At 61.2% G+C, this 20,729-nt stretch carries 23 protein-coding genes and 2 rRNA genes; 9 read left to right on the top strand and 16 right to left on the bottom strand.

All coding sequences use genetic code 11. From position 1 onward, the window contains the following. Positions 1–14: 14 nt before the first annotated feature. Together ACUY3D_RS05645 and ACUY3D_RS05650 are read right to left on the bottom strand one after the other, a co-directional pair. On the bottom strand, positions 15–719 hold the full coding sequence (locus ACUY3D_RS05645) for a glycerophosphodiester phosphodiesterase family protein (protein WP_070523881.1): 705 nt from the start codon (positions 717–719) through the stop codon (positions 15–17). Further along, positions 719–1,666 carry an L-lactate dehydrogenase gene (locus tag ACUY3D_RS05650; RefSeq protein WP_070523884.1) on the bottom strand — a complete coding sequence of 316 codons (948 nt, stop codon included), beginning with the start codon at positions 1,664–1,666 and terminating at the stop codon, positions 719–721. Before ACUY3D_RS05650 ends, ACUY3D_RS05645 begins: the two co-directional genes overlap by 1 nt. A gap of 140 nt (positions 1,667–1,806) precedes the next feature. Here ACUY3D_RS05650 and ACUY3D_RS05655 point away from each other — a divergent pair, with 140 nt between their 5' ends. Continuing rightward, positions 1,807–3,648, top strand: coding sequence for an alpha/beta-hydrolase family protein (locus ACUY3D_RS05655; protein ID WP_448240573.1), 1,842 nt, complete (start codon positions 1,807–1,809; stop codon positions 3,646–3,648). Here the strand turns inward: ACUY3D_RS05655 and msrA are convergent. Further along, on the bottom strand, positions 3,645–4,295 hold the full coding sequence (gene msrA / locus ACUY3D_RS05660; protein ID WP_144014303.1) for a peptide-methionine (S)-S-oxide reductase MsrA: 651 nt from the start codon (positions 4,293–4,295) through the stop codon (positions 3,645–3,647). The genes ACUY3D_RS05655 and msrA overlap by 4 nt on opposite strands. A 165-nt stretch (positions 4,296–4,460) precedes the next feature. Between msrA and ACUY3D_RS05665 the strand changes: the two genes are divergently transcribed. Next, entirely contained in the window at positions 4,461–5,063 is a 603-nt protein-coding gene (locus tag ACUY3D_RS05665) for a superoxide dismutase (RefSeq protein WP_269948841.1), read from the top strand. 421 nt (positions 5,064–5,484) lie between these two features. Here the strand turns inward: ACUY3D_RS05665 and ACUY3D_RS05670 are convergent, their stop codons facing one another. Next, complete coding sequence (locus ACUY3D_RS05670) at positions 5,485–6,381, bottom strand: LysR family transcriptional regulator (RefSeq protein ID WP_239249465.1); 897 nt, start codon at positions 6,379–6,381, stop codon at positions 5,485–5,487. 70 nt (positions 6,382–6,451) lie between these two features. Here ACUY3D_RS05670 and ACUY3D_RS05675 point away from each other — a divergent pair, with 70 nt between their 5' ends. Both ACUY3D_RS05675 and ACUY3D_RS05680 read left to right on the top strand, forming a co-directional pair. Continuing rightward, positions 6,452–7,603, top strand: coding sequence for an MFS transporter (locus tag ACUY3D_RS05675; protein ID WP_070523901.1), 1,152 nt, complete (start codon positions 6,452–6,454; stop codon positions 7,601–7,603). Between the two features lie 11 nt (positions 7,604–7,614). Then, entirely contained in the window at positions 7,615–8,907 is a 1,293-nt protein-coding gene (locus tag ACUY3D_RS05680; protein WP_448240577.1) for a copper oxidase, read from the top strand. Between the two features lie 129 nt (positions 8,908–9,036). Here ACUY3D_RS05680 and ACUY3D_RS05685 read toward each other — a convergent pair whose 3' ends face one another. Beyond that, positions 9,037–10,473, bottom strand: a complete 1,437-nt coding sequence (locus tag ACUY3D_RS05685; protein WP_193634808.1) for a TM0106 family RecB-like putative nuclease — start codon at positions 10,471–10,473, stop codon at positions 9,037–9,039. A gap of 75 nt (positions 10,474–10,548) precedes the next feature. Between ACUY3D_RS05685 and ACUY3D_RS05690 the strand changes: the two genes are divergently transcribed. Beyond that, positions 10,549–11,181: a DUF6474 family protein gene (locus ACUY3D_RS05690; protein WP_144268952.1), complete on the top strand. Its 633-nt coding sequence runs from the start codon at positions 10,549–10,551 to the stop codon at positions 11,179–11,181. Positions 11,182–11,376: 195 nt separating this feature from the next. After that, positions 11,377–11,694, top strand: coding sequence for a histone-like nucleoid-structuring protein Lsr2 (locus tag ACUY3D_RS05695; RefSeq protein ID WP_070523909.1), 318 nt, complete (start codon positions 11,377–11,379; stop codon positions 11,692–11,694). On the opposite strand, the gene ACUY3D_RS05700 is transcribed toward ACUY3D_RS05695, so the two are convergent. Further along, entirely contained in the window at positions 11,691–12,329 is a 639-nt protein-coding gene (locus ACUY3D_RS05700) for a LuxR C-terminal-related transcriptional regulator (protein WP_010188464.1), read from the bottom strand. The genes ACUY3D_RS05695 and ACUY3D_RS05700 overlap by 4 nt on opposite strands. Before the next feature lie 36 nt (positions 12,330–12,365). Further along, complete coding sequence (locus ACUY3D_RS05705; RefSeq protein ID WP_448240581.1) at positions 12,366–13,538, bottom strand: sensor histidine kinase; 1,173 nt, start codon at positions 13,536–13,538, stop codon at positions 12,366–12,368. Between ACUY3D_RS05705 and ACUY3D_RS05710 the strand changes: the two genes are divergently transcribed. Next, positions 13,537–14,091 carry a DUF2020 domain-containing protein gene (locus ACUY3D_RS05710; RefSeq protein ID WP_070523913.1) on the top strand — a complete coding sequence of 185 codons (555 nt, stop codon included), beginning with the start codon at positions 13,537–13,539 and terminating at the stop codon, positions 14,089–14,091. The genes ACUY3D_RS05705 and ACUY3D_RS05710 overlap by 2 nt on opposite strands. Before the next feature lie 55 nt (positions 14,092–14,146). On the opposite strand, the gene ACUY3D_RS05715 is transcribed toward ACUY3D_RS05710, so the two are convergent. Both ACUY3D_RS05715 and ACUY3D_RS05720 read right to left on the bottom strand, forming a co-directional pair. After that, positions 14,147–14,299, bottom strand: a complete 153-nt coding sequence (locus ACUY3D_RS05715; protein WP_167595825.1) for a hypothetical protein — start codon at positions 14,297–14,299, stop codon at positions 14,147–14,149. Next, complete coding sequence (locus ACUY3D_RS05720) at positions 14,299–15,057, bottom strand: class E sortase (RefSeq protein WP_070523915.1); 759 nt, start codon at positions 15,055–15,057, stop codon at positions 14,299–14,301. The genes ACUY3D_RS05715 and ACUY3D_RS05720 overlap by 1 nt, the downstream gene beginning before the upstream one ends. A 65-nt stretch (positions 15,058–15,122) precedes the next feature. Between ACUY3D_RS05720 and yidC the strand changes: the two genes are divergently transcribed. After that, a complete protein-coding gene (gene yidC, locus ACUY3D_RS05725) occupies positions 15,123–16,109 on the top strand; it encodes a membrane protein insertase YidC (protein WP_070523917.1) in 987 nt (328 codons plus the stop codon). Here yidC and ACUY3D_RS05730 read toward each other — a convergent pair. The 4 genes from ACUY3D_RS05730 to ACUY3D_RS05745 all read right to left on the bottom strand — a co-directional run bounded on the left by ACUY3D_RS05730 (position 16,066) and on the right by ACUY3D_RS05745 (position 18,227). Next, positions 16,066–16,674 carry a TetR/AcrR family transcriptional regulator gene (locus ACUY3D_RS05730; RefSeq protein ID WP_070523919.1) on the bottom strand — a complete coding sequence of 203 codons (609 nt, stop codon included), beginning with the start codon at positions 16,672–16,674 and terminating at the stop codon, positions 16,066–16,068. The genes yidC and ACUY3D_RS05730 overlap by 44 nt on opposite strands. Positions 16,675–16,742: 68 nt before the next feature. Next, positions 16,743–17,003 (bottom strand): GlsB/YeaQ/YmgE family stress response membrane protein, encoded by a 261-nt coding sequence (locus tag ACUY3D_RS05735; RefSeq protein ID WP_010188457.1) that lies wholly within the window; start codon positions 17,001–17,003, stop codon positions 16,743–16,745. Between the two features lie 140 nt (positions 17,004–17,143). Further along, positions 17,144–18,040, bottom strand: a complete 897-nt coding sequence (locus tag ACUY3D_RS05740) for a universal stress protein (protein WP_070523921.1) — start codon at positions 18,038–18,040, stop codon at positions 17,144–17,146. A gap of 40 nt (positions 18,041–18,080) precedes the next feature. Further along, a complete protein-coding gene (locus tag ACUY3D_RS05745) occupies positions 18,081–18,227 on the bottom strand; it encodes a hypothetical protein (RefSeq protein ID WP_167595824.1) in 147 nt (48 codons plus the stop codon). Here ACUY3D_RS05745 and ACUY3D_RS05750 point away from each other — a divergent pair. After that, a complete protein-coding gene (locus ACUY3D_RS05750; protein WP_101736155.1) occupies positions 18,163–19,215 on the top strand; it encodes a pseudouridine synthase in 1,053 nt (350 codons plus the stop codon). The genes ACUY3D_RS05745 and ACUY3D_RS05750 overlap by 65 nt on opposite strands. A gap of 35 nt (positions 19,216–19,250) precedes the next feature. Here ACUY3D_RS05750 and ACUY3D_RS05755 read toward each other — a convergent pair whose 3' ends face one another. The 3 genes from ACUY3D_RS05755 to ACUY3D_RS05765 all read right to left on the bottom strand — a co-directional run. After that, positions 19,251–20,084: a hypothetical protein gene (locus tag ACUY3D_RS05755; protein ID WP_448240586.1), complete on the bottom strand. Its 834-nt coding sequence runs from the start codon at positions 20,082–20,084 to the stop codon at positions 19,251–19,253. A gap of 280 nt (positions 20,085–20,364) precedes the next feature. Next, positions 20,365–20,483: ribosomal RNA gene (gene rrf, locus ACUY3D_RS05760) — 5S ribosomal RNA — on the bottom strand. A gap of 121 nt (positions 20,484–20,604) precedes the next feature. Beyond that, a 23S ribosomal RNA gene (locus ACUY3D_RS05765) occupies positions 20,605–20,729 on the bottom strand; the annotation flags it as partial.

The following is a 20,729-nucleotide window of genomic DNA, read 5'->3' on the forward strand; positions in this document are numbered from 1 at the left end:
AACTTACCTGTTCATTACAGCTCAATGGCATGCAGGGCCACTTCCGGCTGGTTCGTGGCGAGAATATCCACCCCATTGGCCCACGCCCACTTCATATCCTCAGGTTTATCGATGGTCCACATGTACGTGGGCAAGCCGTGCGCGCCAATGGCACCAGGTTGGAGCTTGCCGCGCAACAGCGACATGCCTAGGCCCGTGGGCTGCGATAACAGGATGTCCGGGCGGTTGAAATGGCGCTCCCAATCGCGGCGCAAGTAGATGCGGTCGATATGCGGGGCGAGCGCCGCCATTCGACGGATGGCCCGGTGGGAAAAGGAAATCATGTGGATCCGGGGGTCGTCGACAAGCCCTGCGTAGCGCAACCGCAGCACCATCTGTTCTTCGAGGATGTCGCCCTGCCCCGAGGGATGCTTGGTCTCGATGTAGAGGTGATGCTTCTTATCGCCGAGCATCTCGAGGAGCTCGTCGAGAAGCAGCATGCGCTGGCCGCCGCCAATCTTGAGGCGGCGCAGCTCCTCCCATGTCATGCGAGACACTCGGCCTGAGCCATTCGTGGTGCGGTCCAGGGTGGGATCATGGTGAACCACCACCTTGCCGTCGCTGCTCAGACGGATATCGCACTCGATGCCGTGAATGGGAAGCTCGAGCGCTTTTTCAAAGGCAAGAGGGGATAGCTCCGGATATTTCCCGGAGTATCCCCTGTGGGCGACAATCTTCACTAGCCGAAGATTTCTTCCTTGATGGTGTTGAGAGTGTTGAAGGAGTTCTCGAAGCGCTCCTTCTCGTGATCATCGAGGGCCAGCTCGATAACACGGTTGACGCCGGAGCGGTCAACGATGGCCGGGGTGCCGATGAAGACATCCTCGTGGCCGTACTCACCCTGCAGGTAAGCGGAGACAGGAAGTGCGACAGCCTGGTTCTGAATGACCGCGCGGGTGATGCGGGCCAGGGCCATGCCGATGCCGTAGGAGGTGGAGCCCTTGGCGTCGATGATGTGGTAGGCGGCGTCGCGGGTGTCCTCGAAGATCTTCTCGATGCGCTCGTTGTAGCCCGGGTCCTTCTCAGAACGGTGGGACAGGGAGACACCAGCGATGTTGGCGGAGGAGACGACCGGCAGCTCGGAGTCACCGTGCTCGCCGATGATGTAGGCGTGGACGGAGGTCGGCGCCACGTCATCCATCTCAGAGAGCATGTAGCGGTAGCGGGCCGAGTCCAGGACGGTGCCGGAGCCGATGACGCGCTCGTGCGGGAAGCCGGAAGCCTTCCACACCGCGTAGGTCAGCAGGTCCACCGGGTTGGAGGCGACCAGGAAGATGCCGTCGAAGCCGTTCTTCATGACGTCACCCACGATGGAGTTCATGATCTTGACGTTCTTGTCCACGAGCTGCAGGCGGGTCTCGCCGGGCTTCTGAGCGGCGCCGGCGCAGATGACGACCATGGAGGCGTCCTTGCAGTCTTCGTAGGTGCCCTTGGTCACGCGGGTGCGGGACGGGGCCCAGACAACACCATGGTTGAGGTCCATGACGTTGCCCTCGAGCTTCTTTTCGTCGATGTCGATGATGGCCAGGTGGTCAACAGTTCCCTGGTTGACCAGAGCGTAGGCGTAAGCAACTCCAACGTCGCCCGCGCCGATGAGTACTACTTTGTTTCCAACATGATTTCCCATGCCTCCTATTGTGCCCCCAATGTCCGAATTTTGCTCGTTATGCGCCCGAATTCACAGACCCAGTAGTCCGATCTCACATTTTCATGTCTGATCGGACATCTATGGATGCTGCGCTGCACGTCGCACCTAAAGCTGGTTCAATGGCCAGCATGCGTCAACTTGCGCGCCGCATCGCCCTCAGAACCGCCCGCACGGGCCTTCAGGCTGCAATCTTTTCCTTGGAGATCATCAGCGATCTCACGCCCGGCATGCGCATGACTGGCCGGCGGCGCCTGCCACAAAACATGTGGCCCGGGCTCTTCGGCGCCGAAGTCGCAACGTGGGCAGCCGTCTCCCCATCGCTGTTGCCCCGCCCGTGGTGGGTCACCGCCGCCAACGTGGCCATCGGCCAAGGCGCTGGACACCTCGCCGCGACCACCGCGGCCTTCGCTGCCAAGCGCGCGCTGCACCACGCTGGCCGCCGCCCCCAGGACCGCGTCGGCCCCACCACTCGGCGCTATTCCTACTACGCACTTGGGGTTGGCTCGCTCATCACAGGCATACGTTCCCTGCGCAATCAGACGGAGCAAGCCCGGCTCGTGGGAAAGCTCAATGACCGCGGCCCGCAGTCCGCAGCACTGGGCATGGCCGTGGGCACGGCTGGCTACGGCGCCTTGCTCGTTGTGGGGGAGGCAGCCCAGCTCACCGTCACTCAGCTGTCCCTCCAGGTCCAGCGCTGGCTGCCCAGGTGGATTGCCTGGCCTCTAGCCGGCGGCGCGGTCGGCTTCGCCACCGCCCTGGTCAGCGACCGGATGGTGTGGCGTCGCCTGCTCCGCAAGGCCTCCGTCCAAGGCCTTGCACTCAACAAGCTGGTATACCCGGGCTCCGCCATGCCGTGGGAGCCGGAGCGCTCTGGCAGCCCCTGGTCCCATGAGCCTTGGACGGCCGTCGGCTCACAGGGCAGAGCGTTTCTTGACCGCGGCCCGCGCGCCCAGGACATCAAGGAGGTCATGCACTTCGAGCGCGCCCACGAGCCAATTCGCATCTATATCGGACTCATTCGCGGTCGCGGCCCGCACGCCGCCGCACGCCACGCGGTGGCGGAGATGGACCGCACGGGTGCGTTCCACCGCGACACGATCGTGTTGCAAATGCCCTCCGGCTCAGGATGGATCAATAACTATGCGGTCAGTGGATACGAATTCCTCACGCGGGGCAATTGCGCCACCGTGGCCCTGCAATTCGACTACTTGCCTTCCATGTTTTCCTACCTGGTGGACAAGAACCTCTCCCGCACCTTTGCGCGCGAGCTCATCGCGGCCGTCCATGACCGCCTCGAGCTCCTCCCTGAGGACAACCGCCCCAAGTTGTATTTCAGCGGCGAGTCGCTGGGCTGCTATGCCATCGTGGAGAACTTTGAGACGCTCGAGGAACTCCTCGCCGCCTGCGATGGTGCGGTCTTCACCGGACCTCCGCGGATGACCAGCTTCATGCGGCGCCTGCACCGTGAACGCGGTTCCCTGGAACGCCTGCCGCTTATCGACGGCGGCCGGCACCTCCGCTTCGCCGCCGTTCCTGCCCACATGGAGCACGACGCCTTCGGCGAACCTTATGGCCGCTGGGAACGCCCGCGCGTGGCGGTGGGCCAGCACGCCTCCGACGCCATCGTGTGGTGGGACAGCAAGCTCATCTACACCCGCCCCAACTGGATCCACGAGCCCACCCCGCAGACCCTGTACGCGGATACCTTTAAGAATCTGCGTTGGCACCCGTTCATCACCTTCTGGCAGGTGGCCCTGGATCAGATCAACTCCCTCAACGTGCCCGGCGGCCACGGGCACAACTACTTCGAGGAGACCTTCTGGTACTGGGATTCCGTCCTTGGATCCCAAACGCGCACTCAACTCACCCCGGAATTAGCCGAGCGCATGCGGGTCTTCGTGGAGCGCGACCAGCTCAACAAACCTTCCGACTTCCGCACGCACGTGCGCAAACAGCTCTAGCCGCACTTCACACCGGTGCTGTGGTGCGGGCAGTAGCCATTGGGCACCTTGTGCAGGTACTGCTGGTGCTCGTCCTCAGCCAGGTAGTACTGGCCTGAGTCCGTCTCACTGAGGAGGGTGACTTCGGTGGTGGTGGCGCCGAAGCCGGCGTCGGCTAGCTTGCCCGCGTAGGAATCCACGAGCTTCTGAATCTCCGCGCGTTCCTCCTCAGTCTCTGGGTAGAAGGCCGAGCGGTATTGCGTGCCCACGTCGTTGCCTTGGCGGAAGCCCTGGGTGGGGTCGTGAGCTTCCAAGGCCTTAACCACAAGGTCGCGCAGGCTCACGCGCTGTGGATCATAGGTAATCTGCACAGACTCCGCATGGTTGGTCAGCCCGCGGCAGACCTCGTAGTAGGTGGGGTTTGGCGTGGTGCCGCCCGCATAGCCCACGGAGGTTGCCTCCACGCCTTCGGTCTCCCAAAACATCTTCTCGGCTCCCCAGAAACAACCGATGGCAATGATGAGGGATTTCTGCCCCTCTTTCCACGGGCCGGTAATCGGAGTGCCCAGGACCGCGTGGGGCTGCGGGTTCTCAAGAACAGGCTCCGCGCGCCCGGGAAGAGCGTCCTTAGCTGCCACCAGCGTGGGTTCTGGCTTGAAAAGAAACATGCTGGGTTCTCCTTACACTTAGCGTTGTCCTCCCTCTTATACTCCGCCGCACTGCCCGCAATCCAGGTTTTTGTTCACGGCGACTCCCATAGAAAAATTATTGTGGCCAAATTCTCATCCGGGCCCTACCATGGGGCCTCGTACCCCAAAGAAAGGATGAAACAAATGGCTGTTTACGAACTTCCGGAACTCGACTACGCATACGATGCCCTGGAGCCGCACATCTCCGCTGAGATCATGGAGCTGCACCACTCCAAGCACCACGCTGGCTACGTTGCTGGCGCTAACGCTGCGCTCGAGGCTCTGGAGGAGCAGCGCAACGGCGAGGCTAATGCTGACGCCATCCGCGCTCTGTCCAAGAACCTGGCCTTCAACCTGGGTGGCCACACCAACCACTCCATCTTCTGGAAGAACCTCTCCCCGAACGGCGGCGGCGAGCCGACCGGTGATCTGGCTGAGGCTATTAACCGCGACTTCGGCTCCTTCGAGAAGTTCAAGGCTCACTTCTCCGCTGTTGCTACCGGCCTGCAGGGCTCCGGTTGGGCAGTTCTGGGCTACGACCACGTTGCTGGCCGCCTGATTATTGAGCAGCTGACCGATCAGCAGGGCAACATCTCCGTGAACTTCACCCCGCTGCTGATGCTGGATATGTGGGAGCACGCCTTCTACCTCCAGTACAAGAACGTGAAGGCTGATTACGTTAAGGCTGTCTGGAACGTCTTCAACTGGGATGACGTTGCTGAGCGTTACGCTGCTGCCACCAAGTAAGCACTGTGGCCTCCTTTAAGGCCACGTAGCTTCATCCCGCGCTGGGGCCTCTTCGTTGAGGCCCCAGCGCGGTTTCGCGTTTTCATCCATCTACAGGCCTCGCGGAGGGGCGCCCAATCCCGGCGCGCGAGCCGAAACTGCCCGAGCTGCCAAAGTTATACGCCGTCATTGCCGATCCGCGCGGATCTTCGTCATGTAGGGCAGTTGGCCTCTCGGCAAAGGCAATCTGCGACCCGTGAGGGTGATGGACTACACCCCTTCTGCCCCCACTTAAACGTCATAGAGAGCAACGCGGCGCGGCCCTCGCATTGCTCGCGGTGAAACTGCCGGGCCAACCGGTGCACACCATCCCCTGGCTGCCCCACGAGGTCTCTACCCCGAAGACGCTCGCTGCTCTGGCCGCTAAGCTTCCCTTCGGCAGCTAGTCGGCCTCGACCAAGCTACTGCCCTCAGCGGTGCGGGCCACGACGAAATCCTTGAAGTGCTCGACCGGCGGGGCATCATCGCCCTTCCTCCACACCAGTCCTAGCTCGCGGTAGGCCGCGGGCTGCAGGGGGACGGGGTTGCGGGCTTTGAGGTAGGGGTCGTCGAGCGGCAACAGAGCCGATCCCAGCCCAGCGGCCACGAGGCCCGCCACGGTGGTGAGCTCCATGGATTCGAAGACGAGGCGCGGGGTGAAGCCGGCCTCGCTCGCTAGGGAGTCGAGCAACATGCGCGTTCCATAGCCCGGCAGCATGCCGATGAAGGGTTCATCGCGGAAGTCTTCCATCCGCACCCTGTCTCGCCCTGCGGCCCAATGGCCTTCCGGAACCGCTAGACCGAGGCGTTGCAGTTTGAGCTGGTGCCACCCTAGCGGTCCGGGGGCCGTAGGGCGGGGGCCGACCAGCGCCAAGTCGGATTCGCCGGCGGCTACCCTCTCCACGAGCTCGCGGGCCGCACCCTGGTGCAGACGGATATCCACGTGGGGATGCTGGGCGCGGTAGGCCTTGAGCAGCTCCGGGACCATCCACGTGCCCAAGGAATGCATGAAGTCGAGGCGCACGGTGCCGCGCTCCGGATCCATGAGGCGGGACACGGCATCGCGCGCGGCAGCTTCGGACATCAACATCCGCCGAGCGTGTTCCACGAATGCCTGGCCGCGGGCATTCAGCCGCAGGCGCCGGCCGCTGCGCTCGAAGAGGCTGGCCCCCACCTCCGCCTCGATGCGCTGCACGCGGCGGGTCAGCGCGGATTGAGAAAGCCCGAGGGCGTCGGCAGCCGCGCCGACGAGCCCATGGTCCGCCACCGCGACCACGCCGCGCACATCTTCCAGATTCATGCACACCTCGCATGCTTTAAGTAACTTTCGGACATTTTACACATAATCCGCGCTAGGCCATGCTTGATGCATGACCAGAACGCGGCGCGCCACCATTGCCATGCTCTTCGTGGGCCTGGCAATTTTTTCTTGCCTCTATCCCACCCAAGCCATGCTGCCCACCTTGGTGGAGGACATGGGCATGTCCCCCACCGAAGCCGCCATGACCATCTCCGCGGCCACCGGTGCGCTGGCCATTTGTGTCATCCCCGTGTCCATCATCTCCGAGCGCATCGGCCGCGGAAAACTGCTGCTTGTTTCCACCATCGCGGCCACGCTCATCGGCATGCTCGTGCCGCTTGCCCCCAATCCAGAGATCCTCATCGCCACCCGCGCGCTCCAGGGAGCGGTCATCGCCGGCGCACCCGCTACCGCCATGGCCTGGATTTCGGAGGAACTCGAAAGCTCCTACGTCGCCCGCGCCATGGGGCTGTACATCGCCGGCACCACCATCGGCGGGCTGACCGGCCGCCTCATCCCCACCGGGCTTCTCGAGCTCACCTCCTGGCGCTGGGCCCTGGCCGGCTCCAGCCTGGTCACGCTCATCCTCGCCATCATCGCGGCAATCTTGCTGCCCTACCAGCAGAATTTCACCCCAAAGGAAATCCACTTCCGCTCGGAACTGCGCGCTATCTTCCGCCATGCCCGGGATACCCGCCTCATCCCCTTATTCATCGTGGCCTTCGTGGCCATGGGCACCTTCGTGTCCCTCTATAACTTCCTGGCATTTAGGCTCATCAATCACTTCCACCTCGCGCCCGGTTTGGCCGGCTTGGTCTTCCTCTTCTACCTCACCGGCACGTGGTCCTCGGCGCGCGCCGGCCGGCTGGTCTCGCAAGTAGGCCACGCCAACACGCTGCTCCTATCGTGCCTGCTTTTTGCCGTGGGCATCGCGCTATGCATGGGCTCTTTAATCCCCACCCTGCTCGGCATCGTGTTATTCACCATCGGCTTCTTTGCCGCGCACTCCACGGCCTCGGGGTGGGTGGGGCATATCGCTACTCACGACCGCGCGGAGGCCTCCAGCCTCTATGTCTTCTTCTATTACCTGGGCAGCTCCATCCTGGGCGCGCTGGCCGGCGTGCTCTTTGATTCCTTGTCGTGGACCGGCTTCATCGCCGTCTACACCGCCCTCGCCGCGGGCATCGCAGTATTGAGTTGGGTTGTGAGAAAAACCGGATAAACTCGTGTTTTATGGATAAGTGGTCGCCGCGCACATGGCATAGGAAAGCATCCCGCCCGGTCAGCCTGTGGATGATGGTTTTTCTTCTCGCCGGCGCAACCCACACCCTTATCCTAAACTACCGGTGGGTCCTCATCCACCTCTTCGCGCTGGGCATCCTCAGCAACAGCATCGTGGTGTGGTCCCAGCACCTCACCGAAAAGTTCGTGCAGCTCAAAGTTCCGATGTCCGCCCGCCCTCGCCAGCTCGCGCGGATTTATCTGCAGAATGCCGGCGTTATCCTCACCCTCGTGGGCCAAATCCTCAGTGAATATTGGGGCCACCACTGGGTGCTCACACAGATAGGTGCCACGCTTGTCGCTCTTGCGGTGTCCTGGCATGGGTTGGCCCTCTTTGCTTTGTGGCGCCGCGCGGAATCCAAACGATTCCGCCCCGTCGTCGCAGCTTATGTGGCCTCGGCCTTCTTCCTTGCCGTGGGCGCTACTCTTGGCGCATTCCTCGCCACACACCCCTCCCATCCGCGCCTGCTCATTGCACACGTTGCCGCCAACATCGGCGGTTTCGTCGGCCTCGCAGCCGCCGGTTCACTCACCATCTTGTTCCCATCTATCTGGCGCACCAAGGGAATCAACCCACACATGAGCCTAAGCTTCACGCTGCTGGCGCTGGGCGTGGTGACCACCGTGATCGGCAGCGCGTGGAATGTACCGCAAGCGGGTCTGATCGTCTACTGCGTCGGCTGGGCGCTCAGCCTGCAGAGCTGGCTGCTCAATGCTCTCACCGTGTTCCGAGAACCACGCAGGCGCATCACCTTCCCGGCGCTATCTGTGCTCTTTTCCTGCTTCTGGTTGCTCGGCAGTCTGGTGTATTACACCACCCAGCATTTCTTCTCTAGCGAGCCACAGATTCCCATGCTCGCGCTCGTCGTAGGGTTTGGCGCCCAACTGCTCATCGGCGTCATGGGCTATATGCTGCCCACCACGATGGGCGGCGGCCCTTCAGCGGTGCGGGCGGGCCTGCGCGAATACAACCGCTGGGGGCTGGGGCGCTCGGTCTTCATCAACGGCGGGCTTGCCCTGTGGCTAGCCACCTCCAGTTCCCTCACCATGGTTGCCGCCTCCCTGCTCTGCCTCGGTTCCATGGCCATCATCCCTGTACTCACCGCTCGCGCGGTCAAGGCTCAGAAAGCCGTGCTCCTCAAGAAGGCCGAAGGCCCAGCGCCCACGACCACCACGGACTGGGACCAGGTGTGGGTGGCCCTTGCGGTGCTCATCATCCTCGGCGGACTCAGCCTCATCCTGTAGATCCCCAGACCTGAAACCCGCAACCTCCTGGGGTGGGTGGTGGGGCGTCGGCAAGCGCTTGGCGACGCCTACCTGGGCAGGTTGCGGGTTTCAGGTCTGGGGACTTGCACACGGGAGGGCAGGGAGAAGCTAGGGCTCGAGGGATGGCACTCCCGGCGCGCCGTGAGACATCCACTCGCGGACGGCATGGGTCGCGCGCACATCGCCGGCGTTATAGCGCAGAATCTGCGCACGCGCGTCCGTGTCACCGGCGAGGGCGGCGCGGCGGGCATTGACGGATTCCTCGCCATCGAACTCTTCCGGCCATTCAAAGCCAGCGACGGGCGCCACGGTTTTCAGCCCCAGGCCCGCAGTACCAGCGAAACTGCGCTTGACGTGGACGAACATGTCCACCCATTCCTCTGAGGAGATAAACTCTTCAACTTCCTGCAGGCCCGGGGAGGAAAAGCGCTGGGCGGACCTGCGCATCCAATGGTTTTCGCCGTGGGCGGAGTAGCAATAGGCCGCGAAGGTCTTGCCCGCCGCATGCGCGTCAGCGCGCACCCCCATGAGCCACTCCCAAAACTCGGCGAAATTCTCCGCCTCGGCCCGCCCTCCCAGCGGATCCCAGGTCACAAAGGGGTGGTACTCGCCGTCCAGGAGCGCGCCCCACAGGTAGGCACCTTGATCCAGGTAGGCCTCCATATCGACGTCGACTTCCACATCCGCGCGGGGAACGCTGATGCGGCCGCGGCGCAACAGTGGGATGCCCTCGCGCCACGCAGCAGCGAGGGCGGAAGGAGCGCCGAGGGAGGCGTCGATAAGCCCCTGCACCGTCGTGATGCCGCGCTCGCGGTAGGGGTTAGCGCGGTCGCCCGGCAAGAAGAGGGAGATATCATCCCGGGCCTCCAGCTCTTGCTTACACAAGGGCCAAAAGCGGCAGGAGGCGCACTCTTTGACGCGGCGCGGCCCAGCGGGAAGCGGCTGTACGAGCGCCTCATCGATGCCGAAGCGCGAGGTATCCGTGACAAAAGCTTGGCTGCGGTCCTGTCCAATCGCCGCACCCCTGCCAGAATTCAGACCGACGTCCTCCAAACCCCGCGCGGCCAAGGCTAGACGGTAACCATCGACGGCATGATGCTTAATCTTGTATTTCGCCGGGAGCGGCTCACTCAACCCCAAACGATGCGTGGGGACAACCAGCGTTCGCGCACCCTCGTGTGGGCGGGCCACGCGGTGATCCGAGACGATAACGGGACTGTACTTATCACCATCCCGCACCAGAAGCTCCACGCGCACCATCCACTCCGACGTGGAAAAGACGGCGTTGGTGATGTGTGTGTAACCGTGAGCTAGGGCCTCCAGCGTAGCAAGCGCCCGCTCGAAATCATCCCCCTCCAGATCGATCCGGCGGAAACGGCCAGGCCCCTTCTTGGGAAGGCGAGCGAGCGCGGCATCGATAGCCGCGGCGTGACGCTCCGCCCGAGCTTGGCTCACCGCGGTGCGCGGGATCTCGGGATGCGCGCGGCGCTGCACCAAGCGATAACGGCAGCCCACGAGATCCGTGGCGACGAGCACATCCTTCACAGCAGGTGAGCTTAGTAGACCACCTTGCTAGAGTTGTAGCGAGACCCTAAAGATAGATTTTTTAAGGACGTTTCAATGGGCATTATGAAGAAGATCCGCAAGGCCCGCCGTGAGGCCCGCGCCGAGATCAAGGCTGCCAAAACCCGCGCAAAGGCAGAGGTAAAGGCCGCGGATAAGGCCAAGCACCGCCAGCAAAAGCTATTGGCCCGTCAGGAAAAGGCGCTTATCAAGTCCGAGGAAAAGGGCCTCAAGAAGCGCCGCAAGCACGAATACAAGATGGCCAAGAAGGAACTCGAGCGCATTAAGGAAGGCCGCTTTAATAAGAACAATGTCAAGCGTTATACCGGCGCCCTGCGCACCGCAGCACCCCTTCTTTTGCCTCTCCTTTACCGCGGCATCACCGTTGCCCAGCGCGAGGTTGAGAAGAAGCGCGCGCAGAAGGCCGGCGTCAGCGCCGAGCAGCTGGCCTCCTTCTCCGGCCACGGCGCACCGCTCAAGGCCCGCACCGCCGGTATCCGCAATTCGCTGAAGGATGCGCAGCTTCCCGCCGGTTTCAAGCGCGACGTCAAGGAGCGCCTCAACGAGCTTGATTCTGCGATCGACAATGCCGAGTACATGACCGATCAGCAGCGCCAGCGCGCGCACCGCTCCATCTCCGGTGAGATCGACTCGCTCAACGACGAGATCCAGTCCAAGCTGCGCGCATAGCCGCTCGCACGGATTCTCTACGCCTTCGGGCCGCTGCCTTCCCCGCTTTTAGACGGTGGAGGATAAGCGACCCGAAGGCTTATTCTTTCGCGCTCAAAACCCCTTTTTGGCAATGCATATTAACGCTGTCACGGAATTTGTTTTCGTTCTATAGTTAATAGCGGGAGAATCAGTTTAGAGCTCGAATGGAGAAACATGGCACGCCGCGAAATCACCCAGTTTTTTGACGATATTGATAATTCGCCCCTCAATGAAGATGAAGTGATCGTTATCCGCTTCAGCGTTGACGGTAAGGATTACCTCCTCGACGTCTCGCAGGAGAATGCTGACAAGTTCCACGCCGCCCTGGAGCCTTTCGTGAAGGCTGCCCGCCACCCGGTCAAGAAGGACACTCGCCGCTACAAGCCGGCCGATGTCCGCGCTTGGGCCGCCAAGCACGGCTACGAGGTGGCCGAGCGCGGCAAGATCCCCAACGACGTCATCTTGGCGTACCGCGACGCCAACAACCTCTAAAGAACGCCCTGCTCGCGTGCTGCCGCCACGGCGGAGGTGCGGGAGCGCACGCCCAATTTGTCATAGATGTGGACCAGGTGAGATTTCACCGTCGCCTCCGACAGCATCAGCTCCACCCCGATCTCACGGTTTGAGGAACCCGCCGCGACCAGCTTCAGTACCTCGAGCTCGCGCGGGGTGAGCGAGGTGCGCGGCGTACGCACGCGGGTCATCAGTTTGTCAGCAACCACGGGCGAGAGCGCCGAATCACCTTCCGCCGCCGAGCGCACCGCCGCGAGCAGCTCTACCGGCGGCGCGTCCTTGAGCAGGTAGCCCACTGCGCCTGCCTCAATTGCGCCGAGGATATCCGCGTCGGTGTCGTAATTGGTCACCACGAGCACCTTGGGGGGATTCTCCATGGAGTAGCGGATAGCGGCGGTCGCTTCCGCACCACCCATGACGCGTGTGCCCTCGATCCCCGCACCAAAACGCAGGTCCATGAGGAGAACATCGATGCCACCCGCTTGGGCTGCGGACACAGCGGCTTCGGCCGTAGCGACTTCGCCCACAACCTCGATGTCCTCAGCCCCCTCGAGCACCGAGCGTAAACCTAGGCGCACGATCTCATGGTCGTCGGCAAGCAAGACCCTAATCACGGGCTTCCTCCTCATTGGTACGGTGTGGACAATTTCCTAATCTACATCGTTGTTTAAGGGCACACTAACTGAGACCGCCGTGCCAGTTCCCGGCGTGGATTCAACCACGACCTCGCCGCCGAGTTCCGCCGCGCGCCGGCGCATGGCGGATAGACCAATGTGGCCCAGCCCCGCCGGTTTATTTTCCACCGCTTCCACATCAAAGCCCTGGCCGTTATCCACCACATCCACGCGCACCTCGTCCGGCGCATACGTCACGGTCACCCGAGCCTTCGTGGCGTGGGCATGCTTGACGACGTTCCCCACCGCTCCCTGCGCAATCCGCAGCAACGCGGCCTCCACCTTCATGGGTAGCTGTTGCGCATCGCCTTCTACGTCCACTGAGACGTCGAGGCCACCGGTCGCCGCAAAATTCTCGGCCATCCTTGTCATGGCCGCCCCCAAGGAGGTTTCGGACAACGCCGCCGGCTGCAACGCCGCGATCATCGCACGCGCTTCGTGGAGGTTATCCGCCGCTGTTCGCCGAGCCAGTTCGATGCGTTCCTGCACCTTGGGGATGTCCTCCTGTGCGAGATCGCGGTCAGCGGCATGCAAAAGCATCTGAATGGAGGACAAGCCCTGTGCCAGCGTGTCGTGGATTTCGTGGGCGATGCGCTGGCGCTCAGCGGTCATGCCGGCCGTGCGCTCGGACTCCACGAGCTGGGAACGGGTCTTCATCAACTCCTGGTTCATGCGGCTCAACGCCCGGAAGGCATAGGTAATAGCAATCGTCACCAAGGCCGATACCGCCGGGCCCATGATGCCGCCGAAGGAGAGCCCGCCCGGTACTTGCACCAGGATGGTCACCGCCGTGGCCGCGAGCACGCAGATGATGCCGGGGATCATCTCCAGCACGTAGAGGTAGACAAAATACAGAGAGAACACGAGGTAGATGGCCGCGGGCGCCACCGCTATATCCGCTAGCCACAGGACCGTGAGGATAACCATCCAGCCATAGCGCGCGATGCGCGGCAGGGTCTCCATATAGGCCGAGCCCCCGAAGTACACCACCGCGAAGGAGACCAACAGCAGCAGATTGAGCACGCCCTGCCACAGCGGCAGGCGCACCGTCATAAATATCGCCACCACCAGCAGCGTCGCCGTCAGGACGTGGATACCGTTGCGCAGTGCATCCGATTCAACCGAGCGCTGGTCTAGTGTGGACGTCATGCGCCACAGCCTACTTCCCCCGCTCGCCGCCTGCCTGATCGGCATAGGCTTTGCCGCGGTGGGGTGTTCGGATGCAGCCGACCCCGCCCCCAGCACCGAGGCCTCCAGCCCCGCGTCCGACACAAACTCAGGCGATGGCCTGCCCATGGACGCTACCGCCGAGGTCAGTGACTGGGAAGACTGCCCCTACCTGGACACGCAGTGGGTGGCCGATACGAATGGGCAGAGGATGACCCGGTGGGGCATCGACAAGCGCTTTAGCACCCCTGCCTGCGTGTTCTGGTCCTACCCCGAGGAACCACAGGTTACCGTCCTAGCCCGGCAGATGCCCAGCGTCGACGAGGCGCGCGCGGTCGTGGATTGGGCCGCACCGGTTGAAGATACGGAGCTCGCCGAATTCGATGGTTGGTCCGGCGGGCGCGGCGTCTTTGAGGATCACACGGTCTTTGCCGTCCAGAAGGACAACCACGCCGTGGTGGTGTGGTCGAATCAGCTGCAGACCCTCAAGCCCCAGCTCATAGCGCAGGAAGCAATCAACCGCTTAGGTCTGTAACGACCTAAGCACAGTAACGACCTAAGCATTTAATGGTCTAAACAGCGACTAACGCCTAAACGGCGACGTCATTATAGGGCATCTGCGCCGCTACCCAGGGGAAAATCACCTCCATGAGCAGGAAGAAAACCCCCACGGCGAGGGCCAGAGCCAACAACGCCTTGACCGCGGTGGGGCCGGGCAACAGGTTCCAAAGTGCGCGATACATTAGTTCTCCTCCAAGACGGCGGGGCGGGCATTGTCATCTGCTCCGGGTGCTTTAGCCTCGCGGTCAGTCTCCATCGCGTGAATGATCATGCGCTCTGCATTGGAGAACTGCGGGTGGCAGGTGGTGAGGGTGAGCAGGGATTCGCTGGGCTCAGCCCCTTCCATCCCGGGAACAGGCTGGAGCACGCTCACATCACCCGGCAGGGTGATATGGCGCCCCTGAACAGCTTGGTATTCCGGCTTGGCTTGCTGCTCTGGGCTGAAGCAGTCCCCCGCAGCCCCTTCGATAGGCAGCACGCGGTAGGTAATCCAGTCAGTCGCGGTTTCGATGACGATGGCATCGCAGGTCTGCAGGTTTCCCAGGTCATTGAAGGGAGCGCCCTTGCCCACACGGTGCCCGGCTACCGCGAAATTGCCCGGCTCACCAGGCATCTGCGTGTCGGTATAGTGCCCCGGCCCGCGCAACAAATCGTCTTCGTCGGTTCCTTCGAGAACCGCGAACGCGAAGTCCGAGCCGAAGGCCGGGATATAAAGGCGTGCAAAGGCCTCACCGAGCTTCGGGGCATGGCCCGCTCCGCGTGGGTTGTGCCATTCTTCCTGCAGCGTCTCGTTGGCTTGGTCCTGCTTGTGACCAGACTCGATATTTGTCCAATAGGACTCATAAAAGGCGAAGAGGAGCAGAAGCACGCCGGCCGTCAGCATAAGCTCACCGATGACGGTCCCTACGGTCGGCCGAGTGCGCGCGGTGGGGTGGGGCATACCCATACCTTAGCCTCCCGGTAACGTATAAGTGCCCCATCACCCTGCAGAAAGAGGAGTAGGCGATGATCAACATCTTCATGTACCCGGTCTCCGGAATCATGAAACTGTGGCACTTGCTTTTTGGTTCCTTCCTTGACGGCTCGACTGCGTGGATCCTCACCATCGTCTTCCTCGTGCTCACGGTCCGCGGCATCATCGCTCCGCTGAATTGGCTCTCCGTGAAACAGGGCCGCATCGGCGCCCTCATGCGCCCGGAGATGACCGAACTCAATGAACACCTCACGCAGGCCGATTCGGTCGATGAGGCTGTCGACATCCTCACCCAGCAACGCGAGCTCAAGGAGCGCTTCCAGCACAACCCGCTGGTGGGTTGTTTCCCCGCCTTCCTCATCATCCCGGCTTTCATTGGCCTCTACCAGGTGGTTCTTCGGGTGTCAGGCTCCGCGAATGAACCGGTGGGGATGCTCACGCTTGGCGACGTCTCCTCCTTCCGCACCTCCACCGTCTTCGGCGTCCCCCTCACCGATTTCGCGCGCGAGCATCACGACTTGGTCCTACCGATGCTCGTGGCGGCTCTCGTGTTCACCTCCCTCAACACGCTCATCACGCTCTACCGTGGCTTTCTTACCACGGTCTTCGATCAGAAGATTCCGCGCCGCTTGCTGTGGTTCATGGCGCTCATGGTGGTTCTCATCCCCTGGATGCTGTGGAAAGTGGCTTGGCATGGCCCCATCCCCGTGACCATCATCTTCTACTGGGGCTGCTCCTACCTCTTTACCCTGCTACAGACCTTGGTATATGAATTGATCCTGCACCGTCGCTATCCCCTACCGGAGGCCGTCCACGAACAGCGGCGCGACAGCATCCGGCGGTGGCGGGCTAAGGAAAAGAAGAAAGAGAAGAAAGCCGCTAAACAGCGCCTTAAGGAAGACCCTGCCCACAAAGAGGAGGTTGCTGCTGCCCGCAAACGCCACTCGGCCATCGTGGCGGAGGCACGCAAAATTGTTAAATCGAATAGTCAGCAGGAGGCGCCGAGAGAAGCTGAATAGCCAGCTGCTTCGCGGTTACCAGCGGGGCGACGTCGCGGGTCAGGCGGGCGCCGGCGAGCCCGCCATCGAGGAAAATGAGGATTTGGCTCGCCTGCTCCTCTGAGGGGTAGCCATTCTTGGCGTTGAGCAGGGCAGTGATCGTGGAATGCATCCATGTGCGGTGATCGACGCATGCCGCCACGATGCCCCGCTCGGCATCCGTCTCTGGACGCGGGTATTCACCGGCCGCGTTGAGGAAGTGCGAGCCCCGGAACTCCATGGAGGGTTGTTCCTCGATGGCCTTGTCGAAGAAGGCGAGGATCTTGCTCTCCGGATCGGTCGCGTCCTCGGTGCGCCTCTGCCAATCAGCGCGGTATTCCTCATCGAGGGCCTCGACGTAGGCGATAACGAGGGCATCCTTGGAGCCGAAAAGGGAGTAGAGCGACGCCTTCGCCACGTCGGCCTCGCGCAGGATACGGTCAATGCCGATAACGCGGATGCCCTCGGTGGTAAAGAGCCGCGTGGCGGATTCAAGTAGTCGGCTCCGCGGGCTCGGGCGGTTGCGACGCGACTTCTTTTCGGCCATTTCTTCTCCTCACATGACAAAACCGGTTCATCTATACAATATAGACAAACCGGTATGTATGCGAATTTTTACTTCTTGCGGCCCGTAATGGCTCCCACGATCCACAGCAAGATACATGCACCGACCGTTGCCGTAATGATCATCAGGAACCAGCTATCGCCGACGCTCTTGTTGAAGAGCGCTAGCAATCCGCCACCGATGAGGCCGCCGATAACACCAACGATGAGGTTGGTGAACAGCCCCTGGTCACGCTTCATAATCTTCTCAGCGAGCCAGCCGGCAATGATGCCAACAACAATCGAACCAAAGAAACCGAGACCGAGTCCCATGACACTCACTCCTTTGAATAACAGTAAATAGCGTTTATCTACGTACCCTCCCACCGTACGCGTTAAAACACCAAAACGACTCGGGCACACCACTTATCCAATAAAAGGGCCCGAATCGTTATAGCGAGGTTATGCGATGGTTACTCCGAGTCTGGTCGAACCACCATCATCGGGCACGGCGCGGACTGCAGCAGTGCGCGGGAGGTAGAGCCCAAGAGCATGCCCTTGAAGCCACCGCGACCGTGGGAGCCCACAACGAGCAGCTGCGCACCTTCGGAGGCCTCCGAGAGTGCACGGACCGGGCGGTCACGGGCGATAACCTTCTTAACCTGCACGTCCGGGTACTTCTCCTGGAACTCCGCGAGGCGTTCGGTCAGCAGTTCTGCTTGCTCCTTCTCGACCTCGGCCCACTCCGCTTGGGCTGCTGAAAGCCCAGCCAGGGAAGCTTGAACCTGCATGTCCATCCAGGTGTGAACGGCGATGAGTTCAGCGCCGCGGGCATCTGCTTCCTTGAAGGCGTAATCGGTTGCCTTCTGGGAGACCTCGGAACCATCGACACCGATAACAACGGGACCGTACTTCGTGGATTCGGTGACGTGGTTATCCTCACGGACCACGACCACCGGGCAGGATGCGTGGGAGACCACAGATGCAGATACCGAGCCCATGACCATGCCGGACAGGCCGCCCATGCCGCGGGAACCCATGACAATCATGGTGACGTCCTTGGACATCTCCAGCAGCATGTCGATCGGGGAACCCTCAGCCACGGTGTGGCCAATCTTCAAATCCGGGGCAATCTTGTGAGCCTCGGCGCGGGCCTCCTCGATCTTCTCTAAGGTCTCTGCCTGGAGGTCATCAAAAAGCTCCTTCGGCGGGACCATGCCTTCGGCGTAGAGGAACTGCGGCATCGTGTAACTCGATGCGATACGTAGCGGGATACCCCGTTTCACCGCAGTATTTGCAGCCCAGCGGACGGCGTTCTTCGACGCTTCCGAACCATCAACGGCGACGACGACAATGTCTTCCTTTGCCATGACCTTTCCTTTCGAAGTGCTTACACCTCCAGTCTAATACCTACTGGCCGACCTGTGGGGCGGTAGCGGCATCAGCATTCGCTGGGAAAAGAATGTTGTAGGCAGCCACAGCAATATCACGAATGACGGCACCGATACCATTAGAGAAGAAATCGATGACGGGCGCGAGAATAGAGTTGAAATCCATGGGGCAAAGAATATCGCAAAAAGGGCGTGGCGCAACACCACTTCCTATCCGCGATGGACTAAACCCCACTCACGCCCGCGTTGTCGAAGGCCCCATCACCGCGTGGGACTTTGTGCACGACCTCATCGTGACCCAACGTCACCGCCACCCCGACGACAACGACTCGGCCCTCCAAGCCCGCTTCACAGCGAACGAGGTTGTATCCCAAGACGGCACCCCGCTTAGTCCCGACAGCACCCTCGCCACCAACGCGATGGTGTACTTCTACCGCATGCCGGCTCCCGAAACACCCGTCCCATACGACATCCCAATCCTGCACGAAGACGAGCACCTCTTGGTCGTCGACAAGCCGCCCTTCATGGCTACGATGCCTCGCGCCCGCCACATCACGGAGACTGCCACCGTTCGCCTTCGCCGAATGACAGGCAACAACGAGCTTTCCCCCGCGCATCGCCTGGACCGGCTTACCTCGGGCATACTCGTCTTCACCAAGGACCGCACCGTTCGGGGCGCCTACCAAACGCTCTTCGCCGAGCGCCGCGTCACCAAGACTTACGAAGCCATCGCCCCGCTTGCCGACGTCTCCCCCGGCACCGTCTGGCGCTCCCGTATGGAGAAGACCCCAGGGGAATTGCAAGGTCGCATCGTCGAGGGCGAAGTCAACGCCATCACCGAGGTCGGCGGCGTGGAACCAGTAGATAAGGCACCGTACGAAGCCATCCACGGTTCACTTCCCGAGATAGCGAAGTACACTCTCAAGCCACAGACCGGCAAGACTCATCAGCTCCGGCTACACATGCTTCAGGCGGGCATCCCTATTATTGGTGACCCCATATACCCGGTCATTTTCCCTGCAGAGGCCGAAGACATGCGGATTCCCATGCACCTGACGGCGACACACATTTCTTTTGTTGATCCATTAACAGCCAGACCCCGAGAATTCTCCTCTCAACTACCGCTTGAAACCCACCATTTATTGAGCCCGTAATTAGGAACATTTAACCATTGTCAATGGCCTTCGACCTACCTTTCGAAGGCCGGGATCTCGCGTTCATTTCCAAGCGGACGCCCGGCCGCCTCCCACCAGGTGCCCGTGTCCCGCGCGCCCTTCCACCCGGCAACGTAGGCCACCACCAAGCCAGCGACCGGAACGACGACAGCGCCAATCGGACTGAACAGAGACGCCGCAAAATCAATCACATGGTCAATCTGGAAGAACTCAAACACCATGCCGTAAAACTCACCCCGGCTATGCAGGTCCGAAACGCGCTTAGCCACGGGTTCAATCACTGGTTCTAGTCGGTCACGAATCGCCGGCCCGAAAAGCAAAAGAACAAAGGACAGCGCCGCCAATGCGAACTTCTTACTGAGTTCCCACGCGCCCGCGCGGTGGGGATGTGTGGCTAAGTCAACGCGCCTCTTCCGTGCTGACTCGTTGGCAACCGGAAGAAAGTCGATCCGCTTAAGGTCATCACCGAGTCTTACCCGCGCTGAACGACTATCGGGCTCAAAGACATTTACAGTCTTGTCCGCAAAGAAGTGGCTCAGACCGTCCTCTTCCCACCCTGGGGCCGGCCTCTCCCTCAAGACCAAAGAATGCTCAATATCTTTCACCCGGGAGACAACCTGCCCCTCACGTATCAGACATGCAGCCGGCACCTTATCCATCAATCCACGGGGTGTAGGACACTGCGAAACCCGCGTCTGAATCTCATCCGAGGTAGCAAGACTTTCAGCACTTTCTGAGTCCGCCAGAGCAGAAACTTTGCCCCGTGCTGCAAGCAGGACATAGACGGTCTTTCCCTCATAGGGAAGTTCCCACAGGTCAAACTTGTCGGTCAAACGCAACGCCCCCAACTTTGACAGTCTGCGCGAACAACACCAATAACCACAGCCTCTACTGTAACTGACCCTGCCAAGGAAGACGAACAGAACAACTTCACCCCAGCATCGACAGACGTGGTGCCGAGGAGGGCCCTCATGACTCGGTCACTAAAAAGCTATTTGTTCAGACCTGGAAGTGCAGACGTGGTAACGCATGCCGGTAGTGCTGGCAAAACGAAAAAGAGACCGTTAAAGCAATGATGGTGCTTTAACGGTCTCTCTTTGTTGTATTGAGTTGTTTGTTGTTGTTTGGTGTCGGCGGTTTCTTACTCTCCCACAACCTCCCGGTTGCAGTACCATCAGCGTTAGCAGGCTTAGCTTCCGGGTTCGGAATGGGTACCGGGCGTTTCCCTGCTGCTATAGGCCACCGACAAACACTCGGGGCAACGTCTAGTTGCTGGTGTTGTGTCAGATACTGTGTAGTGGACGCGAACACGGCAGTGATTATTATTTATCGTGTTTGTTGTTGACACATCCTAAAGAATGGGTGTGTGTGTGTGTTTGTTTTGGTCTATTAGTACCAGTAGCCTTCACACCTTGCGGTGCGTCCAGGTCTGGCCTATCAACCCCATCGTCTTTGGGGGACCTCAAATGAAACCTCATCTTAAAACAGGCTTC

It is taken from the genome of Corynebacterium guaraldiae, from assembly GCF_053480195.1.

Bases quoted from the DNA above. Each gene is read 5' to 3' on its own strand.
- msrA (WP_144014303.1), bottom strand. From the start codon at position 4,295: ATGTTTCTTTTCAAGCCAGAACCCACGCTGGTGGCAGCTAAGGACGCT.
- ACUY3D_RS05655 (WP_448240573.1), top strand. From the start codon at position 1,807: ATGGCCAGCATGCGTCAACTTGCGCGCCGCATCGCCCTCAGAACCGCC.
- ACUY3D_RS05705 (WP_448240581.1), bottom strand. From the start codon at position 13,538: ATGACGTCCACACTAGACCAGCGCTCGGTTGAATCGGATGCACTGCGC.
- ACUY3D_RS05730 (WP_070523919.1), bottom strand. From the start codon at position 16,674: ATGGCCGAAAAGAAGTCGCGTCGCAACCGCCCGAGCCCGCGGAGCCGA.
- ACUY3D_RS05695 (WP_070523909.1), top strand. From the start codon at position 11,377: ATGGCACGCCGCGAAATCACCCAGTTTTTTGACGATATTGATAATTCG.
- ACUY3D_RS05715 (WP_167595825.1), bottom strand. From the start codon at position 14,299: ATGTATCGCGCACTTTGGAACCTGTTGCCCGGCCCCACCGCGGTCAAG.
- ACUY3D_RS05650 (WP_070523884.1), bottom strand. From the start codon at position 1,666: ATGGGAAATCATGTTGGAAACAAAGTAGTACTCATCGGCGCGGGCGAC.
- yidC (WP_070523917.1), top strand. From the start codon at position 15,123: ATGATCAACATCTTCATGTACCCGGTCTCCGGAATCATGAAACTGTGG.
- ACUY3D_RS05710 (WP_070523913.1), top strand. From the start codon at position 13,537: ATGCGCCACAGCCTACTTCCCCCGCTCGCCGCCTGCCTGATCGGCATA.
- ACUY3D_RS05720 (WP_070523915.1), bottom strand. From the start codon at position 15,057: ATGCCCCACCCCACCGCGCGCACTCGGCCGACCGTAGGGACCGTCATC.
- ACUY3D_RS05675 (WP_070523901.1), top strand. From the start codon at position 6,452: ATGACCAGAACGCGGCGCGCCACCATTGCCATGCTCTTCGTGGGCCTG.
- ACUY3D_RS05670 (WP_239249465.1), bottom strand. From the start codon at position 6,381: ATGAATCTGGAAGATGTGCGCGGCGTGGTCGCGGTGGCGGACCATGGG.
- ACUY3D_RS05750 (WP_101736155.1), top strand. From the start codon at position 18,163: ATGACGGCACCGATACCATTAGAGAAGAAATCGATGACGGGCGCGAGA.
- ACUY3D_RS05735 (WP_010188457.1), bottom strand. From the start codon at position 17,003: ATGGGACTCGGTCTCGGTTTCTTTGGTTCGATTGTTGTTGGCATCATT.
- ACUY3D_RS05745 (WP_167595824.1), bottom strand. From the start codon at position 18,227: ATGGATTTCAACTCTATTCTCGCGCCCGTCATCGATTTCTTCTCTAAT.
- ACUY3D_RS05690 (WP_144268952.1), top strand. From the start codon at position 10,549: ATGGGCATTATGAAGAAGATCCGCAAGGCCCGCCGTGAGGCCCGCGCC.
- ACUY3D_RS05680 (WP_448240577.1), top strand. From the start codon at position 7,615: ATGGATAAGTGGTCGCCGCGCACATGGCATAGGAAAGCATCCCGCCCG.
- ACUY3D_RS05665 (WP_269948841.1), top strand. From the start codon at position 4,461: ATGGCTGTTTACGAACTTCCGGAACTCGACTACGCATACGATGCCCTG.
- ACUY3D_RS05740 (WP_070523921.1), bottom strand. From the start codon at position 18,040: ATGGCAAAGGAAGACATTGTCGTCGTCGCCGTTGATGGTTCGGAAGCG.